Origin of the sequence: Algoriphagus sp. 4150 (genome assembly GCF_031457395.1) — a bacterium.
In the GTDB taxonomy this organism is placed as follows: Bacteria; Bacteroidota; Bacteroidia; order Cytophagales; family Cyclobacteriaceae; genus Algoriphagus.
The window spans coordinates 149,313-167,635 of the sequence record NZ_JAVDWS010000012.1 but is presented as its reverse complement, the minus strand read 5'-3'; the positions used below and the strand labels follow the sequence as shown (position 1 = coordinate 167,635).

The following is an 18,323-nucleotide window of genomic DNA, read 5'->3' as shown; positions in this document are numbered from 1 at the left end:
AATGACAATAGATAAGACAGTAAAAAAGAAAGTCACTGAAGAATGGTTAAATGTATTTTGTCAATTTTCCGAATTCCACCAAAATAAGTTATACAAAGTTATTGAACCTTGTCTTGTTGGGATAGAGTTGATAAAATCTCCATTTACAGAGACTTACAGCCCATATTTTGTGATATATCCTCTTTGGAAAAAGGATGTGAAAGCAAACCTTGAATATCCCATTCTCTTAAAAGACTTTAAAAATGAAAAGGGTTTTCAACTGGATATATCCTTTGAAAATCATAGTGCTTTCTTTAAGGATGTGATAGAATGTGTGAAGTTGCAAATACCCTTAGCTCTAGATGGAAGTGTTTCCTTCACGAAACTAATGTCTGTTTTGGATGATTATTCAAAATCCCCGCCATTGAATGCTGCACCTAACTCTTATTTGCAAGCATTGCTTGAAGAAGCAAAGCTGAAAATTTCTTTATATATAGGTGCCCCTGAGGCACAAAATTTATTGGACCAAATAAGTAGGAAAAGCTGGGAGACAAACCATTTTAAAGCCTGCGGTGTTGAAGTAAGTCAATGGTTCCAAAGTTTGCAGGAAGTGATAACAAATAGATATAGTTTTTTACAACAAATAGAGGTAAACAAGCAAGATAAGAAAATAGCGAAGTTGCAGAGTTCAGTACTCACTGTATAACAGAACAATGCAGTCATTTTGCTAAATGGCTTTAAAAATTCAACAATTACGTAGCCAGACTCTATGATCATGCCATAGGAAGATGGTTTGTACTTGATCCGTTGTCCGAAGATATGAGAAGGCATTCACCATATAACTATGCCTTCAATAATCCGATGCGGTTTATTGATCCGGATGGCATGGCACCGAGATCCGTAAGTACTGTTCAGGGCAGTCCTACGCGTAGCGACAGTGAGGAGCCTACGCAAAATGAAGTGGCGAAGGGGCAAGTGGGACCGGAAAGAGAGGATGTTCTGGTTGATGTAGGCTATGGAACGGTCAGTTCTGGCATGTTGACTATGGGGGGTTGATTATGCCGGGGAATTTAGGACTGCAAAAAAGGGGGGCGAATGAACTAGGAAATGAGGGGGACCAAGAGCTCATGGATGTAACAGATAAATTTTACAAACAACTAAGTAAGACTGAAAAATTCTTTACAAGCGCTAAAGAAAAATTTGACAACACCGATTTTATAGTGCCTGGAAATAAGAAGGCTGAAAAATTAAAGTTTTTTGCTAAAATGGTAAAAACAAATGCACCATTTGATATTAAACAACCTGGCAAAGGTTTCAGTGCAGAAGAAATAGGCCGCCAAGCAATCTTTGAAGGAAAACAATACGACTTTGATGATTTTGGAAACATCAATTTTGGATATGCTGCAAAAGTATTTGGAATATCCTTAGGGGATGCTGTGAAGGCTGCAGGAATTTATCAAACTTTGTTCCAGGGGAATCCGGATTATAGAAATATGGAAGGGTTCTTTGATGCTACTAAGGACACTCGAAATATTAAGTTTGGCTACAATTTTATACCAAGATGGGAAAGATAGGATTTGGAGTTTTAGTAGTAATATGTTTTGGTGGTGTATGGCTCTATACTCAGTTTCAAGGCAATTCCGTGCGAAATGAAATAGTATTTGAGGATAACATCAAATCAGTAGCTGATTCATTGGCCAAGATGGATCAATTACTTCAGAAGTTTCCTACTCATACTACAATGGTCAACTACTTTATGGATAGAGAAGGTTATCTTTATTTAGGTGCTGAGAAGATTGCTCCATTGAAAGGAGCAATTAACAATCCAAAGGTTCGTGAGAATATATTTTTTGAGAATTTCACAGATGATGAGATAAATCAATTCTTTTATCTGATGGCCTATCTTCTCAAAAATAAAATTGATGCAGCAAATCTGGAAAAACCTATGGGAAGGTATCTCTTCAATTACAGAAGAACTGAGGAAAATAGATTTAATGACATGCGAGAAATTATGATTGTGGAAAACCCTCATGATACTTCGAGTCTTTATTTTAAAGAGACTTTCCAAATTTTGGATCAGGAATTCAACCTTGTGCTTTTTGCTCCAAAAAAGGCAGAAATTAGATAAATAAAAATGAATAGGAAGCCGTCGTCTTTCCTGAGAAGCATGTGTTGATGTAGAAGATATAAATTATCCGTAATGCATTTGCATCCTAGTTAAAAGTTAAAAAGGTTCTTTTTTTATATGCCAGAGTCCTGCCATATCGATCATAGAATAATCGGTTTTTACTTACCACTCTATCCGGTTTTTCTACACTCGATTCTAAACTCTGTGGAAACACCGCATTTCTTTCACTTTTTCTCCCATTTCTCCAAAAAATACCCTATACATAGTATGTTTTCCTATCATTTTTTTCCGTTTCTTGCTCAAGCCTTTGAGTTACTGAAAGCTAAAATTCTACCGCTGACTAGCGCCCTCTCTATTCAGGAGAGGGATGGGGCGAGGTAGAACAGCCAACTTTTATCATCCTTCCGGGCATAAATCCGGAGAATCTCTCAGCTAGTGGAAGCACTAGCTGAGAGAACACAATCTCACAATAGACTCCTCTCACAGGAGGAGGATGGGAGGAGGAAGGAAAGCCAATTGCAAATTGAGTTGGACACCAGGATGGAATTACAAATTCCACCCAGTCGCCACAAGCAATCAGGTTACACCCAGAGGGGGATATTTTGGAAGGCCAAATAACTGGGATATGAAAAATTATCCCATATTTCCTAATCAACATTCTAGTATGTTAGCATATCCACCTAAGTCTATTAATTTAAATGATAAGTGAGATAAAATTTGAAAAGGTGTGTTTTAAATCTAACCTATTTTGACTATGAAATTGAAGATACTGTATGGTTTAATTTTCACTATCATTTTATCTGGATGTGATTATTATGATGGGAGACTGGAGGTGGAAAATAAAAGTCCCCATGAGGTAGCAGTGGAAACGTTTTTAGATAGCGTACCAACATTGTCTGAACTAAACAAAACAGAATATTATATACAAAATAGTATTAAGCCTGATGAAAGTAAAAGGCTGATCGAAATGGGAAGTACAAGAGAATGGTCTTTCCGTATTAAAAAAACTAATAACAATCGCTTGAACCTATTTGTGTTTCAAATTGATTCATTAAAAATGTATGGTGTTGATTCCTTGATCTCTTTGGGAATTTATGATAGGTACATATTATCTGAAAAGTATCTGAATAATGAGAATTGGAAAGTGGTTGTAGAGTAACTAAGGTAATTCTTGAATTTGGGGGAACTGAATTACATCTAAAGGAAAGAAGGGGACTGATCTAGAGGTGTGATTTATAAGCCAACTATCTGAGATGTTATGTTCAAAAGAATTATTTGGGTCTTTTTGATTGGTTGACCGAATTTAAATTTCATATTCTTCAGGCCCAAGGTCATAATTAACGGATATTTTGGTAAGTTGATCGGAAATGAACTGGATAGAAATTACTATTTAGTTTATGGGAATTTGACCAAGGTCCTTATAAAGCAAAATAAACGAGATTCGACATTACTGGTTCTAAAGACCATCGTGCACAAAAAGGAGAATTATGCTGAGGGCTTGTCTTCTCAAGGCTTTATTTATGAAAAGTTGGAGAAATATGATTCTGCGGATATGAAGTACTGCCATGCGGTTCAGGCATATCCGCAATAATGCCAGGAAAGCAATAAAAGCATAACAGGGTTCGAAAAATATTAATATCAAGGTGACTCACCCTAAAAGAAATATAAATTGATGTTTTAGGGAGAGGTTGGATTGTACGTTGGGAGGGAATTCCAAAATCAATTTTCAAATTGACCAAGCCGAACGGCTATGCTGAAATGATTATGTGGTACGATAGAAGTAATAAAGGTGTTTCTAATTGACCTGATAATTAATATGAAGGGATTGTCTTATTTCCTAATAACTTGGTTTTCATTTCTTTATTCTTGTGATTTTGCTGCTGGAAGCTACCCGTATGCCGAAATTTATGAATTTGAAGTGTCTGAAAATAAGTTAATTGAAACTGCAAGCGAGTTTAAGGTTAATAATCCTGATTATATTGTGCCGGAGAACGTTGGACTATTTGATGGTAGAAGCCAGGATAAAACAGATCTATGGTATCACATTTGGTTTTATTATAAGGAAGAAAATAAAATCATTTATACATGGATTAGAGGGAATAAACTTGCTTTCGTATCGATTGGTGAAGGAGCAGAATTAGGGGGATGGAAGAGAATTAATAAAGACTTTAACCGTTCAGAAAATAAGGAAGAGAAGAAAAAATTTGAAAAACGGATTTTAAATAAATTGAAGGAAAGTATATGAAATTCCTCTTTTTTTAACCCCATAGAAAACAATAGCCACATAGTTTACTCCACAGAAATGGAGTTGTCTCATTCAGCTGTTTTGGAGTTTGTATGAGCTGTTCGTGATACAAACGGCGGCTATGAAAATGCCCCTAGCCCCCTTTGACAAGGACGATTTTGCATAGTAATGTATGTGCAGAAGGGGGAGTTGCGCTTATCTTCGGGCAAAAGAGCGTATTATCACTCTTGGATTTTCGGTTGTAGGGGTGAAAGCCTAGGCTCCGCCATGGAAGATAAGTTACAAATCTGCCATGCCAACGACATTGTTTCGTTTCTACGAGATTTAGATGTGAATCAAAATAAATTCTCTCCATTAGTATTTACTTGACCTTCTGTATTTATCACTTACACTACATATTTCAGAATTAGTAGCTAAGTTTAGTGTAAGGAGGGCGCCATGGAGGATATGCGGTTTTTGGGATGCGGTCGCAGCCGTGAAAAAAATCGGCTAGCTCGCGACTATGGAGCGAGATCCGCCGATTTTTAGGCGCAGACAAGTCTCAAAAATCAAATCGGTCCTCAATCTTTTGATATTCCTGATCGCTAGTCCGATTTGAAGTATAGCCTCGGGCAATGGCTTTTGGATACTTTTGGCCTCAAAAGTATCAGGGAAAATAGCCTCAAGTCATATAGGAAGGCAAAGAAATATCTGGTGCCTGCTGTTCTGGATTGGCTTAACTTTAACTAGTTTAGCACTGAAGCTCCGTAGCTCCCTAATAGGCGACATAAGCCCAAACCATGGTAAAAAGCATGTATGTGGATAGCAATTAATATAGAACCTGAAACAGTAAATACTGAACTGGCATTGATCTTTCAAAGGAAGTCCAATGTGATAACAGACCACTTTAATAAGTGGTTGAGGGATAAAAAAATTAGTTTCAGCGGTGTTCGTAAAATTTCAATTTCTCTCACGGATGTGCCTGGAATTGCGTTTTTATCAGGGCCAATCAAAGGACTTGATCCTGTAGCAACCGTAAGGAAAACATATGATTTTAATAAAGTATCAACTTTAAACGATGAAGATTTTTATCTGGAGATATTAAAGTTTATCAAAGAGTGCTTAACCGGGCTGGGATTGAAATTAGGATGGGGTTTGGAAGTCTTTGAGGGAATATATGATTCAATAATTGACTCTAAATTTAGCCATGTTTACTATAAGATTTCTTTGAAGTACTCCAAGAGTAAAATATTCAAAGCAGGTGTAAGAGTTGAAATTATAGAATCAGGTGCTCAGATTTCGATGGTATTCCAGAAAAACGAAATTGATGATTTTTTAGTGTTTCCCTTAATAAAAACGCATCCAAACAAGATATTTATTTCGCAAATTGTAGAAAAAGGAAAATGGCTTAATGATAACGAATTTCTGGTGACAAATACAAGTGGGGAAATTAACTTTCTGGGAAAAATCAAGGAAAAGGAATTGAAAGTATTTTTCACCCCTAAAATGAAATCAGAAAAGCAATTAATCGATGAGATGTTGTTTATGTCAGTTGGCACGGAAAGAGATCAAATAATAAAAATTGCAAAAGATAGATTCAATAATTTAGGTTCAATAATTTAGGATTAACTTATTGAATCTATTTAATATTGCAAATATAATTGATTTATAGTGTTTGAAGTTTTTAATATTTCAAAATTCTAGGTTTTTGAAGTGTGCCCCTCGCAGACCCCTCTTCTCCTGCTAATGGTTAAGGGGACTTCGATGATTTTGGTTTTTTTAACCACATAGAAAACAGTAGCCACATAGTTTTGCTCCGCAGAAATGGAGTGGTCTTCATTCTGCTGTTTTGGACTTGTATGAGCCGTTCGTGACACGAACGGCGGCTATGAGAAAGCAAAGAAGAAGCACGTTAAGGAATTTATGAAAAGGTGTTCGGATAAATCTAAAGAATAGAAAAATTTTAATTAAACTGAAATTATAGACCTGTCCCGGTTATTATGGAGGCAACGGCGAAATGATCGGAACCTCATTGGGGTGTGGAGTTATCGGGTTTGGGTTATCAGTATTAATAATACTTGGATGAACTAATATTTTGTATGAAAACAATAAAATTGACCATTTTGCTATTTTTAATTTTCTGTTGTGAAATTCTATATGCCAGTGATTGCTCAAAAATCTCAAAATTAGAAGCTTTTGAACAAGCTGATCTGGTTTTTATTGGTGTGGTTACTGAATCGAGTGAGTCTGAATTTGAAGTTAAAGTCATCGAGGTATTTAAAGGAAGTATTCAAGACACATTATTAGGAGTAGTCAATAATGAACTGTTGAGACCAAAAAAATGGACAACATGGTTATTTTACGCATCAACTATTGAGGGTGACAAAATCGCAGTAGGGCCTTGTAGTGGCTCTAAGAGTTTTGAGTTTCCCCATGGGTACAATGATGTCAATACCTTAATTCCTCTTTCTAAGACGATGTTCTCTTCACCGAATGACCTTGTGTTGTTAGAGCAGATTTTGAAAGATAAAGCAAGTAATGAGATGTATTTTGAAATATTAAGCTTACGGAATTACAAATTTAATGAACAGGTTTCTACTCTATCTGTAAAGCTTTCATCCATCGAAGAACGACTATTGAAAATGACAAATACGAGCATTCTATTGACGGTTCTAATTGGTTTGATTTTACTGATTCAATTATTTTGTATGAGTAAGCTTTTTACGAAAAAATAATCTACGTTAGATTTAGTAATGAAACAGCCTGCCGGATGGTTTTTTTAACGATGGCGTTAGTCTGAGTGCTGGGATTCTATCATTTTATTCACTTTCTTACGCTAGCCTTTTTATTTTTGAGAATGATGAACCTACTTCTTTTCCTTTAGCCCATTATGGAGCGGGATCAAGTGCCTTCTCTTCAATCCCTGCTCCGCAGTATCATGGGTTTCCCCATAGCGATGCGTATTGGGAGGAGGGATGTAGTGAAGCATTTTTGAAAGCCATGACAAATTTTACAAACTATGATTCACAAAACCATTAAAAAAATCCTTAGAAAACTTTTTCTATCCAACCCTCTATATCTCCAAAAGGTGAAGGAACTGATTCAAGAAATTGAACCAAGCAAAAGTGTTTTTCTTGAATACCCTGTAAATCTTAATCAAAGATATACGTTGGAAAAACCCCACTTGGGGTTAATGAAAATACTTGAGACCCGGGACAAAGAATATATATCTGACTTAGAAGGTTTTTTAAGCTTTAAGGATAGATTCCGTAATATTCCATTGAATGAATCATTGAGAAAATCTTCTAAAGAGCCTACTTGGATCAATGAATACATTCCAGGATTGGACCTTATCTCCCTGTATGGTTATGTGCTAAAATTTAACCCCAAACTGTATATGGAAGTTGGCTCAGGCAACTCTACCAAAATAGCCAAAAGGGCAATTGATGATTTTGGGCTCGCCACAAAAATCATTTCAATTGATCCTGCACCACGTGCTGAAATTAATGAGATTTGTGATCAAGTAATCAGAAAGCCCTTAGAGGAAGTTGACTTGTCTGTTTTTGATGATTTGGAAGAGGGGGACATCTTATTTATTGACAATTCCCATAGGGTATTTATGAATTCTGACGTAACCACGGTTTTTTTGGATGTTATCCCAAATCTTAAAAAAGGAGTTATTGTTCAGATCCATGATATTTTATTGCCCTTTGATTATCCCCAGAATTGGTCAAATAGATTTTATTCCGAACAATACATGCTTGCCAATTTGCTTTTGTATGGTCTGGATAAAATAGAGATTTTATTACCCTGTTTTTATGTAAGTCAAACAAAAGAGATTGCAGCTACGCTAAATCCGATCTGGGATGATGGATACTTTGCCGAGGTAGAGAAACATGGCGGATCTTTTTGGTTCAGGAAAATTTAAAAGATGTTTATCCGTAATATGACAGTAGTCTGAACCCCGATAAGTACGCGATATCGGGGTTCAGACTACTTTTTTTTTATTGAATGATGTTTTGATTTCCCCTTATTCGACAGGAGTTATAGGTTGGATACTGCCATCTTCCAGATGCGTTAATTCCGCAACTTTAATATTTCTCAGATGGGTTTTTCCTGAAAGCTGCGTGTCATGGTAATAGATAAACCATTTCCCCTTCACTTCCACGATAGAATGGTGATTTGTCCATCCCTCTACCGGATTCAGGACTACGCCTTGGTAAGTAAATGGACCATAGGGATTGTCCCCGGTAGCGTAAGCAATGAAGTGTGTGTCGCCTGTGGAATATGACAAATAATAAGTGCCCTTATATTTATGTATCCAGGCAGCTTCAAAAAACCTGCGGGCATTATCGCCATTTAAAATAGGGCTGCCATTTTCATCCAGAATCTTAATTTCCTTCGGACTCTCAGCAAACTGTAACATATCATCGCTCATTTTGGCAATGATAGGACCCAAGGCTGGCTGATCGTCTGCCGGAAGCCCATCCGTTGGAGCACTTCCTTTGTCTTCAAATTTATTGTTGCGGTATTTCTGCAGTTGCCCGCCCCAAATTCCTCCGAAGTACATGTAATACGTTCCGTCACTATCCCCGAAAACAGAGGGGTCAATGCTGTAACTTCCTTTAATAGGTTGTGGCTGAGCGGTAAATGGACCGATAGGGGAATCGCCGACTGCCACACCGATTTTGAAAATATCCTTTTCATCCTTGGCAGGGAAATAGAGGTAATATTTCCCGTCTTTTTCCGCTGCATCAGGTGCCCAAAGTTGTCTTTTTGCCCAAGGAATGTCTTCTGCGCCAAGTACTTTGCCGTGATCTGTAATCTCTCCGTCTGGAGAATCCATGGAGTAAACATGGTAATCCATCATATTGAAATGCGCTCCCAAGTCGTCCTGGGGAACATCCGATTCTACATCATGGGAGGGATAGATGTAGATTTTTCCCTCAAAAACATGTGCCGAAGGATCTGCGGTATAATGATCTGAAATCAGTGGCTGGGAAAGATACTTTGCCGTGCTGTCAGTTGCTGGGACTGTAGCGGTGCTCTCTGTTGTTTCTGTAGAATTGCCGCATGAAGCGAGCATTAAAAGGGCACAGCATGCCGGCAAATACGTCAATAGGTTTTTCATAAATAGGTTAGTTAGGTTAATTGAAATAAATATAGTTTGAATAGCTGGGTTTTGGGTAATAAAGTGTGGTTTTGTTGCCGGTTATATGGTTTTTATTTTAGAAATACCCATTTATGCCAATGATTTGCCTTTGGTGGATTTGATTGGCGGGATGTGGTCTAAAGTTCTATATTAGACCTCCGATAACCCAATCTAATCTATGAACAGAAGAAATTCCCTGAAAATCCTGGGCGGTGCTGCCGTGGGAATTGCAGGTCTGGCACTTGCGGAGTGGAAGTGGCAACTTCTTGGTGGCATTGACCATCAGGGCTTTTTCACTTCCAAAGAAGAAAAACTTATTTCTGCCATTGCGGATACGATCATCCCTGCAGGACTACCGCCCAAAACACCCACTCCGGATGCCAAACCGATAGGTGCCCTCAGCACAGGCACAGATGTCTACCTGATCAAAATTTTTGAGCATTGCTATGCTAAAGAAGATCAGGATAAAATCAAATCCCAACTGGCTGCTTTGGATGCTCATACAGGAAATGAACTAGGTAAAAGCTTTTATAAGCTCCCTCATAAAGAAAGGGAACAGTTCCTCCTAGAATTGGCAACTTCAGAAAATAAGGATGAGCGTGAGTTTTTTGAGGTAATGAAGTCGGAAACCATCGCAGGTTTCACCACAGTGAAAGAAGTCATGGTTGATTATAGAAACTACAAAGTAGCTCCGGGATACTACCATGGTTGCGCTGATATTCCCGCCCAAACCTAATTACGATGTTGCAAGATTCAAAAGAGAAAAGAACATATGACGCGATCGTCATAGGATCAGGAGCCAGCGGTGGCTGGGCTGCCAAAGAACTGACGGAAAAAGGGCTGAAAACACTGGTGCTTGAGCGCGGACGGATGGTCAAGCATGTTGAAGATTACCCTACAGCTTCCAAGGCTCCCTGGGAATTTGAATTTCGCGGTGCAATCCCCTTGGAGAAAAGATCAGGAATGGGCGGAGGACGATGGCTGAGGGAAGAGACTGCCCATTGGACCCTGGCTGATGACGAGCAACCTGTAATTCAGGAAAAACCATTTCGCTGGTTTCGTGGATATCATGTGGGAGGCAAGTCTTTACTTTGGGCACGGGCCACCCAGCGATGGAGTGATTTTGATTACGAAGGCCCGGTTCGGGACGGTTTTGCAGTGGATTGGCCGATTCGCTACAAAGATATAGAACCTTGGTATGCCTATGTGGAGAAATTCGCCGGAATTGCCGGTAACAGGGACGGACTGGCAGAGCTGCCCGATTCGGACGTGATGCCAGGATTTGAATTGAGTTGCATTGAGAACTATTATAAAGAACAACTGGCGTCTAATTTTGACAACCGATATTTGATTCAAGGTCGCTGTGCGCATCTGACAGATCCCCAGGAGATTCATCGGCAACAGGGAAGAAATAAATGCCAACATCAGGCCATGTGCAACCGAGGCTGTGTCTATGGAGGGTATTTCTCTTCAAATGCTTCCACTTTGCCCTGGGCGGAGAAGACGGGGAATCTTACTGTACGTCCTGACGCTGTGGTAGAATCCATTCTGTATGATGACGCCAAAGGCAAAGCCATAGGAGTGAGAATTATCGATAGAAATACAAAAGAAGCCATAGAGTTTTATGCCAAAATCATTTTTGTAAATGCTTCTACGATTGCTTCAAATGCCATTTTGCTCAATTCCAAATCTTCTACTTTTTCCGAAGGAATAGGAAATGAAAATGGCTTGATGGGCAAATTCCTGGCCTGCCATAATTACCGTGGCAAGGGCAGCGCGAGTTTTGAAGGATTCGCGGATAAATTCAATGACGGAAGAAATCCCGGTCATGCCTATGTGCCGAGATTTCGAAATGTATTCAAGCAAGACACTGATTTTCTTCGGGGCTATTCCATAGGGATGTCCGGAGGAAGAGCCTTGGGATCAGATACTAGTATGATCGGTGATCAGCTTCGTGATAATCTGCTCAATCAAAAATATGGGGTCTGGCACATGGCTGCCTGGATGCAGGGGGAAACAGTTCCCGTGGAGGAGAATCATATTCGCCTTAGTACCGATCAGGTGGATAAATATGGAATTCCCCAAATTATTCTTTCTGTAGAGTGGAAGGAAAACGATGACAAGATGACGGCTGATTTTGTGGAGCAGCAGACGCTGATGTATGAGAAAGCAGGTTTTACCAATATCAAAGTGGAAGATTCGCATGCTGATCCAGGATCGGATATTCATGAAATGGGCGGCGTGCGGATGGGACATGATCCCAAAACCTCACTTTTGAATAAGTATAACCAACTTCATGCATGCAAAAATGTCTTCGTCACGGATGGTGCCTGTATGACCAGTACCAGTACCCAGAATCCTACGCTGACCTTTATGGCTTTGACCGCACGGGCAGCAAATCATGCCGTGGAGGAACTTAACCGGCAGAATCTATAAGTCCAATTACTACAGTAGACAACCCCCAGTGAAAGTCAAATTTTCCAATCTTAAAATTTTCTAATCCTTTTGAAATGAAGAAATTAAATATTCTAATACTTGCCGCTTTTGTGATCGGTATGCTTCCTGTCACAACTTTTGCGCAGAAAAAAGGTGATCCTCTGATGCAAGCTCCTCTTGGGGTTCAGTCCTACTCATTCCGAAATCACTGGGCAAACGGTGTGGAATCCACGCTTGATATTATTCAGGAAATGGGGTTTGAAGAGTTGGAAGGCGGAGCACCCAGAGGTATGAGTGCAGAAGAATTTATTAAACTCTGTTCGGATAGGGGAATCAGTGTCCCATCTACGGGGACAGGTTTTGAGCAGCTGGAAGCTGACCCTCAAAAGGTAGCAGATCAGGTGAAAGCATTGGGGGCAAAGTACCTGATGGTGGCCTGGCTTCCCCATGATGGTGACTTTACCAAGGAGAACGCAGATCGGGCGATTAAAGCATTCAACGAAAGCGGAAAAGTGTTGGCGGAAAACGGGATCACATTTATGTATCATGTGCATGGCTATGAATTTCAACCCTACGAAAAAGGAACTTTATTTGACTATATCGTAATGAATACAGACCCCAAGTATGTTTCCTTCCAGATGGATGTGATGTGGACGCATTTCGGTGGAGCGGATCCTGTTGGCCTATTGAAAAAATATGGTAAAAGATGGGTTTCATTGCATCTGAAGGACTTCCGAAAAGGTGCTCCAAAGAACATGACAGGACATACCGGTCCTGAAAACGATGTGGTGTTGGGAACAGGCGAACTGGATATTCCGGGTATTCTGCGTGAGGCCAATAAGATCGGTATTAAGCACATGTTTATCGAAGATGAAAGCGAGGAAGAGCTGGTGAATCTCCCTAAAAGCATAGCCTACCTGAAAAGTTTGACGTATTGATGCAGAATTGCATTTAATTCCTGTAATTCTAAATCAATTCAATTGGTTTTGTCGATATTTGATCCCAAGCTTTTAGGTGCTATTCTTTTATTTTCACTATGGCAAAAGATAAACCAAGACTTACACGATTGACAGCAATCATCACCCAATTGCAATCAAAGCAAATCGTATCGGCAAAGGATATTGCTGTAAAACACAGGGTAAGTATCCGAACGGTTTATCGGGACATTAGAACATTGGAGCAGTCGGGAATTCCCATTGTGACTGAGGAAGGAAAAGGATATTCGATAATGGAAGGGTATAAACTTCCACCGGTAATGTTTACCGAAGAAGAAGCCAGTGCCCTCATCACAGCGGAACATTTGATTTTGAAGAACAAGGACCGATCATTGGCTGAACACTATCAAAATGCCATTACAAAAATCAAATCTGTACTTCAGCTTACCCAAAAAGCCAAAACGGAAATCCTTGCCCAACGAATCCAGGTAAGGAGCAATCAAAGCAACGAGAAAACCAGCAATTACCTAATTGAACTTCAGTCCTGCATTGCAAACTTTCGGGTAATTCATGTGGACTATCTTTCTTTGGACAAGCAACATACAAAAAGGGAGATAGAACCCTTTGCCTTATACACGACCCAAGACAATTGGGTTTTGATTGCCTTTTGCCGCAAACGCAATGACTTTAGGGCATTCCGATTGGATTGTATTCAGCGACTTTCGCAGACACAGGTGCATTTCGAACCTCACAAAATGACCTTGGAGCAATATTTGGAAGAATGCCGAAAAAAGTCAAGTAGGCCTGACATACCTATGTCACAAGGGGAGTCTAGCTTTGCATCAAATTAGATAGTTGAAATTATGCAAAAAGTGAAGATTGAACCGTTTAAGTTGATCGGTATTGCCATTAGGACTACAAATGAAGGGCAGAAAGCCGATAGGGAAATTGCCGGATTGTGGCAGCGCTTTATGGGAGAGGGCATTTTGGAGAAAATTCCCAACAAGGTAGATTATACCATCTATTCCCTGTACACCGACTACGAAGGAGACCATACGAAACCGTATACTGCTATGCTCGGCTGTAAAGTGGGAAGCCTCGATGAAATCCCCGAAGGGATGGTGGGAAAATCTTTTGATGGAGGGACCTACATAAAAACTTCTGCGAAAGGAGATTTGATGAAAGGACTAATTGTAACTCATTGGACCAAAATCTGGGAAATGGATTTAAGCAGGCTTTACACGGCAGATTTTGAAGCCTACGGAGAGAAGGCCCAAGATCCGTCTGATGCAGAAGTGGATTTTTTTGTGGCTGTAGAAGAATAGATTATGGGGAAGCTAGTACTGAAAACAAATCCTAAAGTCAATGAGGTATTTGCGAACTATCCTGATTCAGTTCGGGATAAAATGCAATTCTTAAAAGAGCTGGTGATAGAGACAGCGGAGGAAACAGAAGGTATTAGTGAGATGGAAGTTACATTGAAATGGGGCGAGCCCAGTTTTGTGACTAAAAACGGAAGTACATTGAGAATGGATTGGAAAGAAAGATCACCCGATCAGTATGCGATGTACTTCCAATGTACAAGTAGACTAGTCCATACGTTTAGATTGGTTTTCGACCGCAAATTCCACTTTGAAGGAAATAGGGCAATTGTGTTTCAGCTAAACCAAAAAATCCCGGTCATGGAATTGAAAGAATGCATAAAAGCATCGTTGAGTTACCACAAGGTAAAGCACCTGATCACCTTGGGGATTTGATCTACTGGGTAGTTTACTTTTTGCGGGTATTGAGGAGAGACTAAATAGAATGCGTGCATTTCAGTCTCCACTGGCCAGAGTTTTTTAGACTGGGGGCTCTTGAGTATAGAGGGGGGATTGTTCAATGTAATATGCATAGTTTTTAAGGCTTAAGGCTGCCCTTCGTTTCCCGTGTGACGGCTATTGATTTCTGGATGACGTGTATCGGAATCATGGTGAGCCTGACTCCACAACAGCCTTTTCAGTAGCTGATAAAGCTACTACGTCATTGTGGAATCCAAATTTCGGAAGTTTACCTGAATTGATTTTTAGTATAAGAGTATGGGAAAGTGAGATTCGGATGATGATCGCTTCCATGCTACGCAAGGTTATAAATCCCTATCGTATTATTTAACCAGAAGCAGGGATTAAGATTCGCAGTAGATTTTCTAATGCGTAATTCGGGATTATCAGCTTATAAGACTACGTGGAATTCTGTCGTCAAAACTAATAAGTTCTGTAGTTAGGGGGAGTAATTTTTTGGAAATAAAAAACCTTAATCCTTTGTTAATAAGCGTTAAACGTTTAAGTTTAAATGTTTAAACATATGAACATTTAACCTAAATCAAAATCCATGAAAAAATCTTTATTTATTAGCAAAAAGCATGAGTTACGGCTGCAGCCCAAAATTCTGCACCTCACACTCATGCTTTTTTTATTGGTTCAGATTGTGGGTTTTGCCCAATCACAGAGCAAAACCTATTCTGGGGTTGTCTATGACAATTCGACAAAAGAAACACTGCCGGGAGTCAATATTCTTGTCAAAGGGACTACACAGGGTGTGGTTACTGATATTGATGGGAGGTTTACGATTGCTGTCACTACACCGGATCCGGTATTGGTATTCAGTTTTATTGGTATGAAATCGTTAGAATATCCTTTGGGAGCACAGACAGAACTGGAGATTAATCTGGATCCTACTGCGGATAGTCTTGAAGAAGTGGTAGTGGTAGGGTATGGTACACAGAAAAAATCTGACCTTACCGGTTCTGTGGGTATGGTAAGCGGTGATGAACTGTTAAACGCGCCTATTGTAAATGCATTGCAGGGTTTGAAGGGGAAAGTAGCCGGTGTAAACGTGTTTTTGAATTCAGGATCTCCCTCATCCAGCCCAAGAGTGTTGATTAGGGGATTGGGCACGATCAACTCTTCTTCCCAGCCTTTGTATGTAGTTGATGGTGTAGTGATGGAGAATATCGAATTTCTAAATCCAAACGATATTCAAAGCATGGAAGTGTTGAAAGACGCATCTTCCACAGCAATATATGGTGCCAGGGGAGCAAATGGTGTCGTAATGGTGAGCACCAAACGGGGGGCTCAGAACACGGGGGTGACGGTAGGTTATGACGGTTTTTTTAGTGTAGGTGTACTTCCGAAAAAGCTTGATGTGTTGAATGCCGATGAATTTATGGAAGTACTGGAGACGGGTTTTGCAAATCATAGTAAATACCGTCCCGATTCCCCAATTCCTGCGTTCACCAGGAACGATCCCAATTTGTTTGATGCAAATGGAAATCCGCTTTATGATACTGATTGGCAGGAGGAAGCGACAAGAACAGCCTTGTCCCAAAACCATCAGTTATCATTCCAGTCAAAAGCGGAAAAATCCTCTTTTGGTGCTTTTGTGAATTATTCGGATCTGCAGGGGATCATGCTGAACAATTACCTGAAGCGGGTAAACGGAAAGTTCGCTTTTGACGCAAATCCTAAAAAGTGGTTCTCAGTAGGGCTAAATTTATTGGCAAACAATACCACCGAAAATGTCTTTGAAGAAAGCGGAGGGCATCAGATGCCAAGAAGATCCATGATCGAAATGCCGGCAATTTTTCCCGTCAAATTTCCTGACGGAACCTGGAGCAATTCAGGAATGGTGTCGGATCCTTATGGACTTGAGGCAATTCCAAATCCTGTTCATGTGTTGACTACCCAAGACCGGTTGAGAAAAAGAACGAAGCTGTTCGGCAATGTCTATACTACATTTCATATTCTCCCGGGACTGGATCTCCGTACGCAACTGGGCTTTGACAAAAACGACTACAACGAACAAATATACAGTCCTACCGATCTGATCAATATTTCTTCACCCAATGGATCTGCTTATTTGGGAAACAGTAGGACTTTGTATTGGCAGCAGGAAAATTACCTGACTTACAATAAGGAATTTGGTGACCACTCTATTAATGCCATGGCGGGTCTCAGCTGGCAGAAAAGAACATCTGAGTTTTTCAATATAAGTGCTACAGGATTTTCTGATGATACATTTAGGTTTAACAGAATGCAGTCTGCAAGTCAGCCGGGCACACCCAATTCAGGCTATGACGAGTGGAGTATGAATTCCTATTTCGTCCGTGGAAATTATAATTACAAAAGCAAATATCTCGTGACTTTCACGGGGAGAGTTGATGGGTCGTCACGATTTGGGGACAATAATAAGTACGGTATGTTCCCTTCAGTGGGAGTCGGTTATGTGCTGTCCAATGAGCCTTTTATGCAGAATATGGCCAGTATCAATGAATTGAAGATCCGATCCAGTTTTGGTGTTACAGGAAATACCGAGATACCTACTTACCAGTCTTTGGGGACAATATCCACGGGTACTACACTGATCAATGGAACCAGAGCACCTATTAGCTATGTGAACCGTCTTCCAAATCCGGATTTGGAATGGGAGAAAACGCGACAATTTGATGTGGGATTTGACTTGGCTTTATTGGATAGAGCATTGGTTTTTAGCTTTGACTATTATCACAAACTAACCACAGACTTACTTCTGGATAGACCTGTGCCGTCTTCTACAGGATTTTCCGCAGTGAGGGACAATATAGGTTCGGTTTCCAATCAGGGAATAGAATTTTTGGTGAAGGCGCATCCCATTACCACCTCGGATTTCAGTTGGGAGACCAATCTGAATTTCTCTTACAACCAAAATAAAATTGAAAAATTGGGTGAGAATAATGAGGATATCTTCCCTGGTCCAAATTGGGTATCAGGCAGCCAGACAATTCTACGTGTAGGAGAATCTTTGAGTTCCTTTTGGGGCTATGAAAGATTGGGGACATGGGGCACTGACGAAGCTGCTGCGGCAGCTGAAGTAGGAGCTATACCCGGCGAAGCCAAAAGAAGTGCTGAGCGTAAGATTATCGGAAATGGATTGCCTGACTGGACGGGAAGTTTTATCAATAACTTCTACTACAAAAACTTCGACTTGATTCTGGACATCCAATTTGTTGCAGGTGTAGACATATTGCAACAATATTTCCACTCCACGCAGGATAGAACAGGATATTCCAGTGGGTTAAAAGATGTGCTTTATGATGCATGGACTGAAACCAACCAAAATACGATGGTGCAGCAGATCAGAAACGGTCCTTACTCAGGCCAAAACAGTGAAGTGGACAGCCATTGGGTAGCTGATGGATCCTACATCAGAGGCAATTTGATTTCTCTTGGGTATTCGTTCAACCAAACACTACTTGATAGGACAGGATTGAACAAAATGAGAATATATGCCAGTGTTCAAAATGCCTTTTTGATCCACTCTGATGATTTCAAAGGATATGACCCGGAAGCTTCTTCTTGGGAAGGAAACCAATGGGGGCAGAATATTTTCTTCTTCCAATATCCCCGTCCCAGAACATTCACTGTAGGACTTAGTCTGCAATTTTAATCCTCA

General features: G+C 40.0%; 18 protein-coding genes and 1 pseudogene. 16 read left to right on the top strand and 3 right to left on the bottom strand.

Annotation, left to right across the window (positions count from 1 at the left end):
• Window position 1 precedes the first annotated feature (1 nt).
• The 8 genes and pseudogenes from J2X69_RS15870 (at window position 2) to J2X69_RS15835 (ending at window position 7,066) form a co-directional block, all read left to right on the top strand.
• The gene (locus tag J2X69_RS15870) at window positions 2-685 is read left to right on the top strand and encodes a hypothetical protein (RefSeq protein WP_310105311.1); all 684 of its coding nucleotides are present in this window, start codon (window positions 2-4) and stop codon (window positions 683-685) included.
• A 56-nt stretch (window positions 686-741) separates the two neighbouring features.
• Window positions 742-1,035, top strand: a pseudogene (locus J2X69_RS15865) (RHS repeat-associated core domain-containing protein); the annotation flags it as partial.
• A gap of 2 nt (window positions 1,036-1,037) precedes the next feature.
• Entirely contained in the window at window positions 1,038-1,553 is a 516-nt protein-coding gene (locus J2X69_RS15860) for a polymorphic toxin type 44 domain-containing protein (RefSeq protein ID WP_310105307.1), read from the top strand.
• Complete coding sequence (locus J2X69_RS15855; protein ID WP_310105304.1) at window positions 1,541-2,107, top strand: hypothetical protein; 567 nt, start codon at window positions 1,541-1,543, stop codon at window positions 2,105-2,107. Before J2X69_RS15860 ends, J2X69_RS15855 begins: the two co-directional genes overlap by 13 nt.
• 754 nt (window positions 2,108-2,861) lie before the next feature.
• Window positions 2,862-3,266 carry a hypothetical protein gene (locus J2X69_RS15850; protein ID WP_310105299.1) on the top strand — a complete coding sequence of 135 codons (405 nt, stop codon included), beginning with the start codon at window positions 2,862-2,864 and terminating at the stop codon, window positions 3,264-3,266.
• Between the two features lie 657 nt (window positions 3,267-3,923).
• Window positions 3,924-4,352, top strand: a complete 429-nt coding sequence (locus J2X69_RS15845; RefSeq protein WP_310105296.1) for a hypothetical protein — start codon at window positions 3,924-3,926, stop codon at window positions 4,350-4,352.
• A gap of 795 nt (window positions 4,353-5,147) precedes the next feature.
• Window positions 5,148-5,954, top strand: coding sequence for a hypothetical protein (locus J2X69_RS15840; RefSeq protein ID WP_310105294.1), 807 nt, complete (start codon window positions 5,148-5,150; stop codon window positions 5,952-5,954).
• A gap of 476 nt (window positions 5,955-6,430) precedes the next feature.
• Window positions 6,431-7,066 (top strand): hypothetical protein, encoded by a 636-nt coding sequence (locus J2X69_RS15835; RefSeq protein WP_310105292.1) that lies wholly within the window; start codon window positions 6,431-6,433, stop codon window positions 7,064-7,066.
• A 131-nt stretch (window positions 7,067-7,197) separates the two neighbouring features.
• Here J2X69_RS15835 and J2X69_RS15830 read toward each other — a convergent pair whose 3' ends face one another.
• Window positions 7,198-7,320: a hypothetical protein gene (locus tag J2X69_RS15830; protein ID WP_310105290.1), complete on the bottom strand. Its 123-nt coding sequence runs from the start codon at window positions 7,318-7,320 to the stop codon at window positions 7,198-7,200.
• A 30-nt stretch (window positions 7,321-7,350) separates the two neighbouring features.
• Here J2X69_RS15830 and J2X69_RS15825 point away from each other — a divergent pair, with 30 nt between their 5' ends.
• Window positions 7,351-8,259: a class I SAM-dependent methyltransferase gene (locus tag J2X69_RS15825; protein WP_310105288.1), complete on the top strand. Its 909-nt coding sequence runs from the start codon at window positions 7,351-7,353 to the stop codon at window positions 8,257-8,259.
• Window positions 8,260-8,361: 102 nt separating this feature from the next.
• Here J2X69_RS15825 and J2X69_RS15820 read toward each other — a convergent pair whose 3' ends face one another.
• Window positions 8,362-9,462: a glycoside hydrolase family 43 protein gene (locus J2X69_RS15820; protein WP_310105286.1), complete on the bottom strand. Its 1,101-nt coding sequence runs from the start codon at window positions 9,460-9,462 to the stop codon at window positions 8,362-8,364.
• A gap of 199 nt (window positions 9,463-9,661) precedes the next feature.
• Between J2X69_RS15820 and J2X69_RS15815 the strand changes: the two genes are divergently transcribed.
• The 6 genes from J2X69_RS15815 (at window position 9,662) to J2X69_RS15790 (ending at window position 14,611) form a co-directional block, all read left to right on the top strand.
• Window positions 9,662-10,219 (top strand): gluconate 2-dehydrogenase subunit 3 family protein, encoded by a 558-nt coding sequence (locus tag J2X69_RS15815; RefSeq protein WP_310105283.1) that lies wholly within the window; start codon window positions 9,662-9,664, stop codon window positions 10,217-10,219.
• A gap of 5 nt (window positions 10,220-10,224) precedes the next feature.
• The gene (locus tag J2X69_RS15810; RefSeq protein ID WP_310105280.1) at window positions 10,225-11,919 is read left to right on the top strand and encodes a GMC family oxidoreductase; all 1,695 of its coding nucleotides are present in this window, start codon (window positions 10,225-10,227) and stop codon (window positions 11,917-11,919) included.
• 74 nt (window positions 11,920-11,993) lie between these two features.
• Complete coding sequence (locus J2X69_RS15805) at window positions 11,994-12,857, top strand: TIM barrel protein (RefSeq protein WP_310105278.1); 864 nt, start codon at window positions 11,994-11,996, stop codon at window positions 12,855-12,857.
• A gap of 98 nt (window positions 12,858-12,955) precedes the next feature.
• The gene (locus J2X69_RS15800) at window positions 12,956-13,705 is read left to right on the top strand and encodes a WYL domain-containing protein (protein ID WP_310105274.1); all 750 of its coding nucleotides are present in this window, start codon (window positions 12,956-12,958) and stop codon (window positions 13,703-13,705) included.
• 12 nt (window positions 13,706-13,717) lie between these two features.
• Window positions 13,718-14,179 (top strand): effector binding domain-containing protein, encoded by a 462-nt coding sequence (locus J2X69_RS15795; protein WP_310105272.1) that lies wholly within the window; start codon window positions 13,718-13,720, stop codon window positions 14,177-14,179.
• A 3-nt stretch (window positions 14,180-14,182) separates the two neighbouring features.
• Complete coding sequence (locus J2X69_RS15790) at window positions 14,183-14,611, top strand: DUF1801 domain-containing protein (protein ID WP_310105269.1); 429 nt, start codon at window positions 14,183-14,185, stop codon at window positions 14,609-14,611.
• A 210-nt stretch (window positions 14,612-14,821) separates the two neighbouring features.
• Here J2X69_RS15790 and J2X69_RS15785 read toward each other — a convergent pair whose 3' ends face one another.
• A complete protein-coding gene (locus tag J2X69_RS15785; protein WP_310105267.1) occupies window positions 14,822-14,968 on the bottom strand; it encodes a hypothetical protein in 147 nt (48 codons plus the stop codon).
• 256 nt (window positions 14,969-15,224) lie between these two features.
• On the opposite strand from J2X69_RS15785, the gene J2X69_RS15780 reads away from it, so the two are divergent.
• Entirely contained in the window at window positions 15,225-18,317 is a 3,093-nt protein-coding gene (locus J2X69_RS15780; protein ID WP_310105265.1) for a TonB-dependent receptor, read from the top strand.
• The last annotated feature ends 6 nt before the right edge of the window (window positions 18,318-18,323 follow it).

Excerpts from the sequence above, each read along its gene's own strand:
- J2X69_RS15870 (WP_310105311.1), top strand. The coding sequence starts at position 2 with ATGACAATAGATAAGACAGTAAAAAAGAAAGTCACTGAAGAATGGTTA.
- J2X69_RS15860 (WP_310105307.1), top strand. The coding sequence starts at position 1,038 with ATGCCGGGGAATTTAGGACTGCAAAAAAGGGGGGCGAATGAACTAGGA.
- J2X69_RS15855 (WP_310105304.1), top strand. The coding sequence starts at position 1,541 with ATGGGAAAGATAGGATTTGGAGTTTTAGTAGTAATATGTTTTGGTGGT.
- J2X69_RS15850 (WP_310105299.1), top strand. The coding sequence starts at position 2,862 with ATGAAATTGAAGATACTGTATGGTTTAATTTTCACTATCATTTTATCT.
- J2X69_RS15845 (WP_310105296.1), top strand. The coding sequence starts at position 3,924 with ATGAAGGGATTGTCTTATTTCCTAATAACTTGGTTTTCATTTCTTTAT.
- J2X69_RS15840 (WP_310105294.1), top strand. The coding sequence starts at position 5,148 with ATGTGGATAGCAATTAATATAGAACCTGAAACAGTAAATACTGAACTG.
- J2X69_RS15835 (WP_310105292.1), top strand. The coding sequence starts at position 6,431 with ATGAAAACAATAAAATTGACCATTTTGCTATTTTTAATTTTCTGTTGT.
- J2X69_RS15830 (WP_310105290.1), bottom strand. The coding sequence starts at position 7,320 with ATGCTTCACTACATCCCTCCTCCCAATACGCATCGCTATGGGGAAACC.
- J2X69_RS15825 (WP_310105288.1), top strand. The coding sequence starts at position 7,351 with ATGATTCACAAAACCATTAAAAAAATCCTTAGAAAACTTTTTCTATCC.
- J2X69_RS15820 (WP_310105286.1), bottom strand. The coding sequence starts at position 9,462 with ATGAAAAACCTATTGACGTATTTGCCGGCATGCTGTGCCCTTTTAATG.
- J2X69_RS15815 (WP_310105283.1), top strand. The coding sequence starts at position 9,662 with ATGAACAGAAGAAATTCCCTGAAAATCCTGGGCGGTGCTGCCGTGGGA.
- J2X69_RS15810 (WP_310105280.1), top strand. The coding sequence starts at position 10,225 with ATGTTGCAAGATTCAAAAGAGAAAAGAACATATGACGCGATCGTCATA.
- J2X69_RS15805 (WP_310105278.1), top strand. The coding sequence starts at position 11,994 with ATGAAGAAATTAAATATTCTAATACTTGCCGCTTTTGTGATCGGTATG.
- J2X69_RS15800 (WP_310105274.1), top strand. The coding sequence starts at position 12,956 with ATGGCAAAAGATAAACCAAGACTTACACGATTGACAGCAATCATCACC.
- J2X69_RS15795 (WP_310105272.1), top strand. The coding sequence starts at position 13,718 with ATGCAAAAAGTGAAGATTGAACCGTTTAAGTTGATCGGTATTGCCATT.
- J2X69_RS15790 (WP_310105269.1), top strand. The coding sequence starts at position 14,183 with ATGGGGAAGCTAGTACTGAAAACAAATCCTAAAGTCAATGAGGTATTT.
- J2X69_RS15785 (WP_310105267.1), bottom strand. The coding sequence starts at position 14,968 with ATGGAAGCGATCATCATCCGAATCTCACTTTCCCATACTCTTATACTA.
- J2X69_RS15780 (WP_310105265.1), top strand. The coding sequence starts at position 15,225 with ATGAAAAAATCTTTATTTATTAGCAAAAAGCATGAGTTACGGCTGCAG.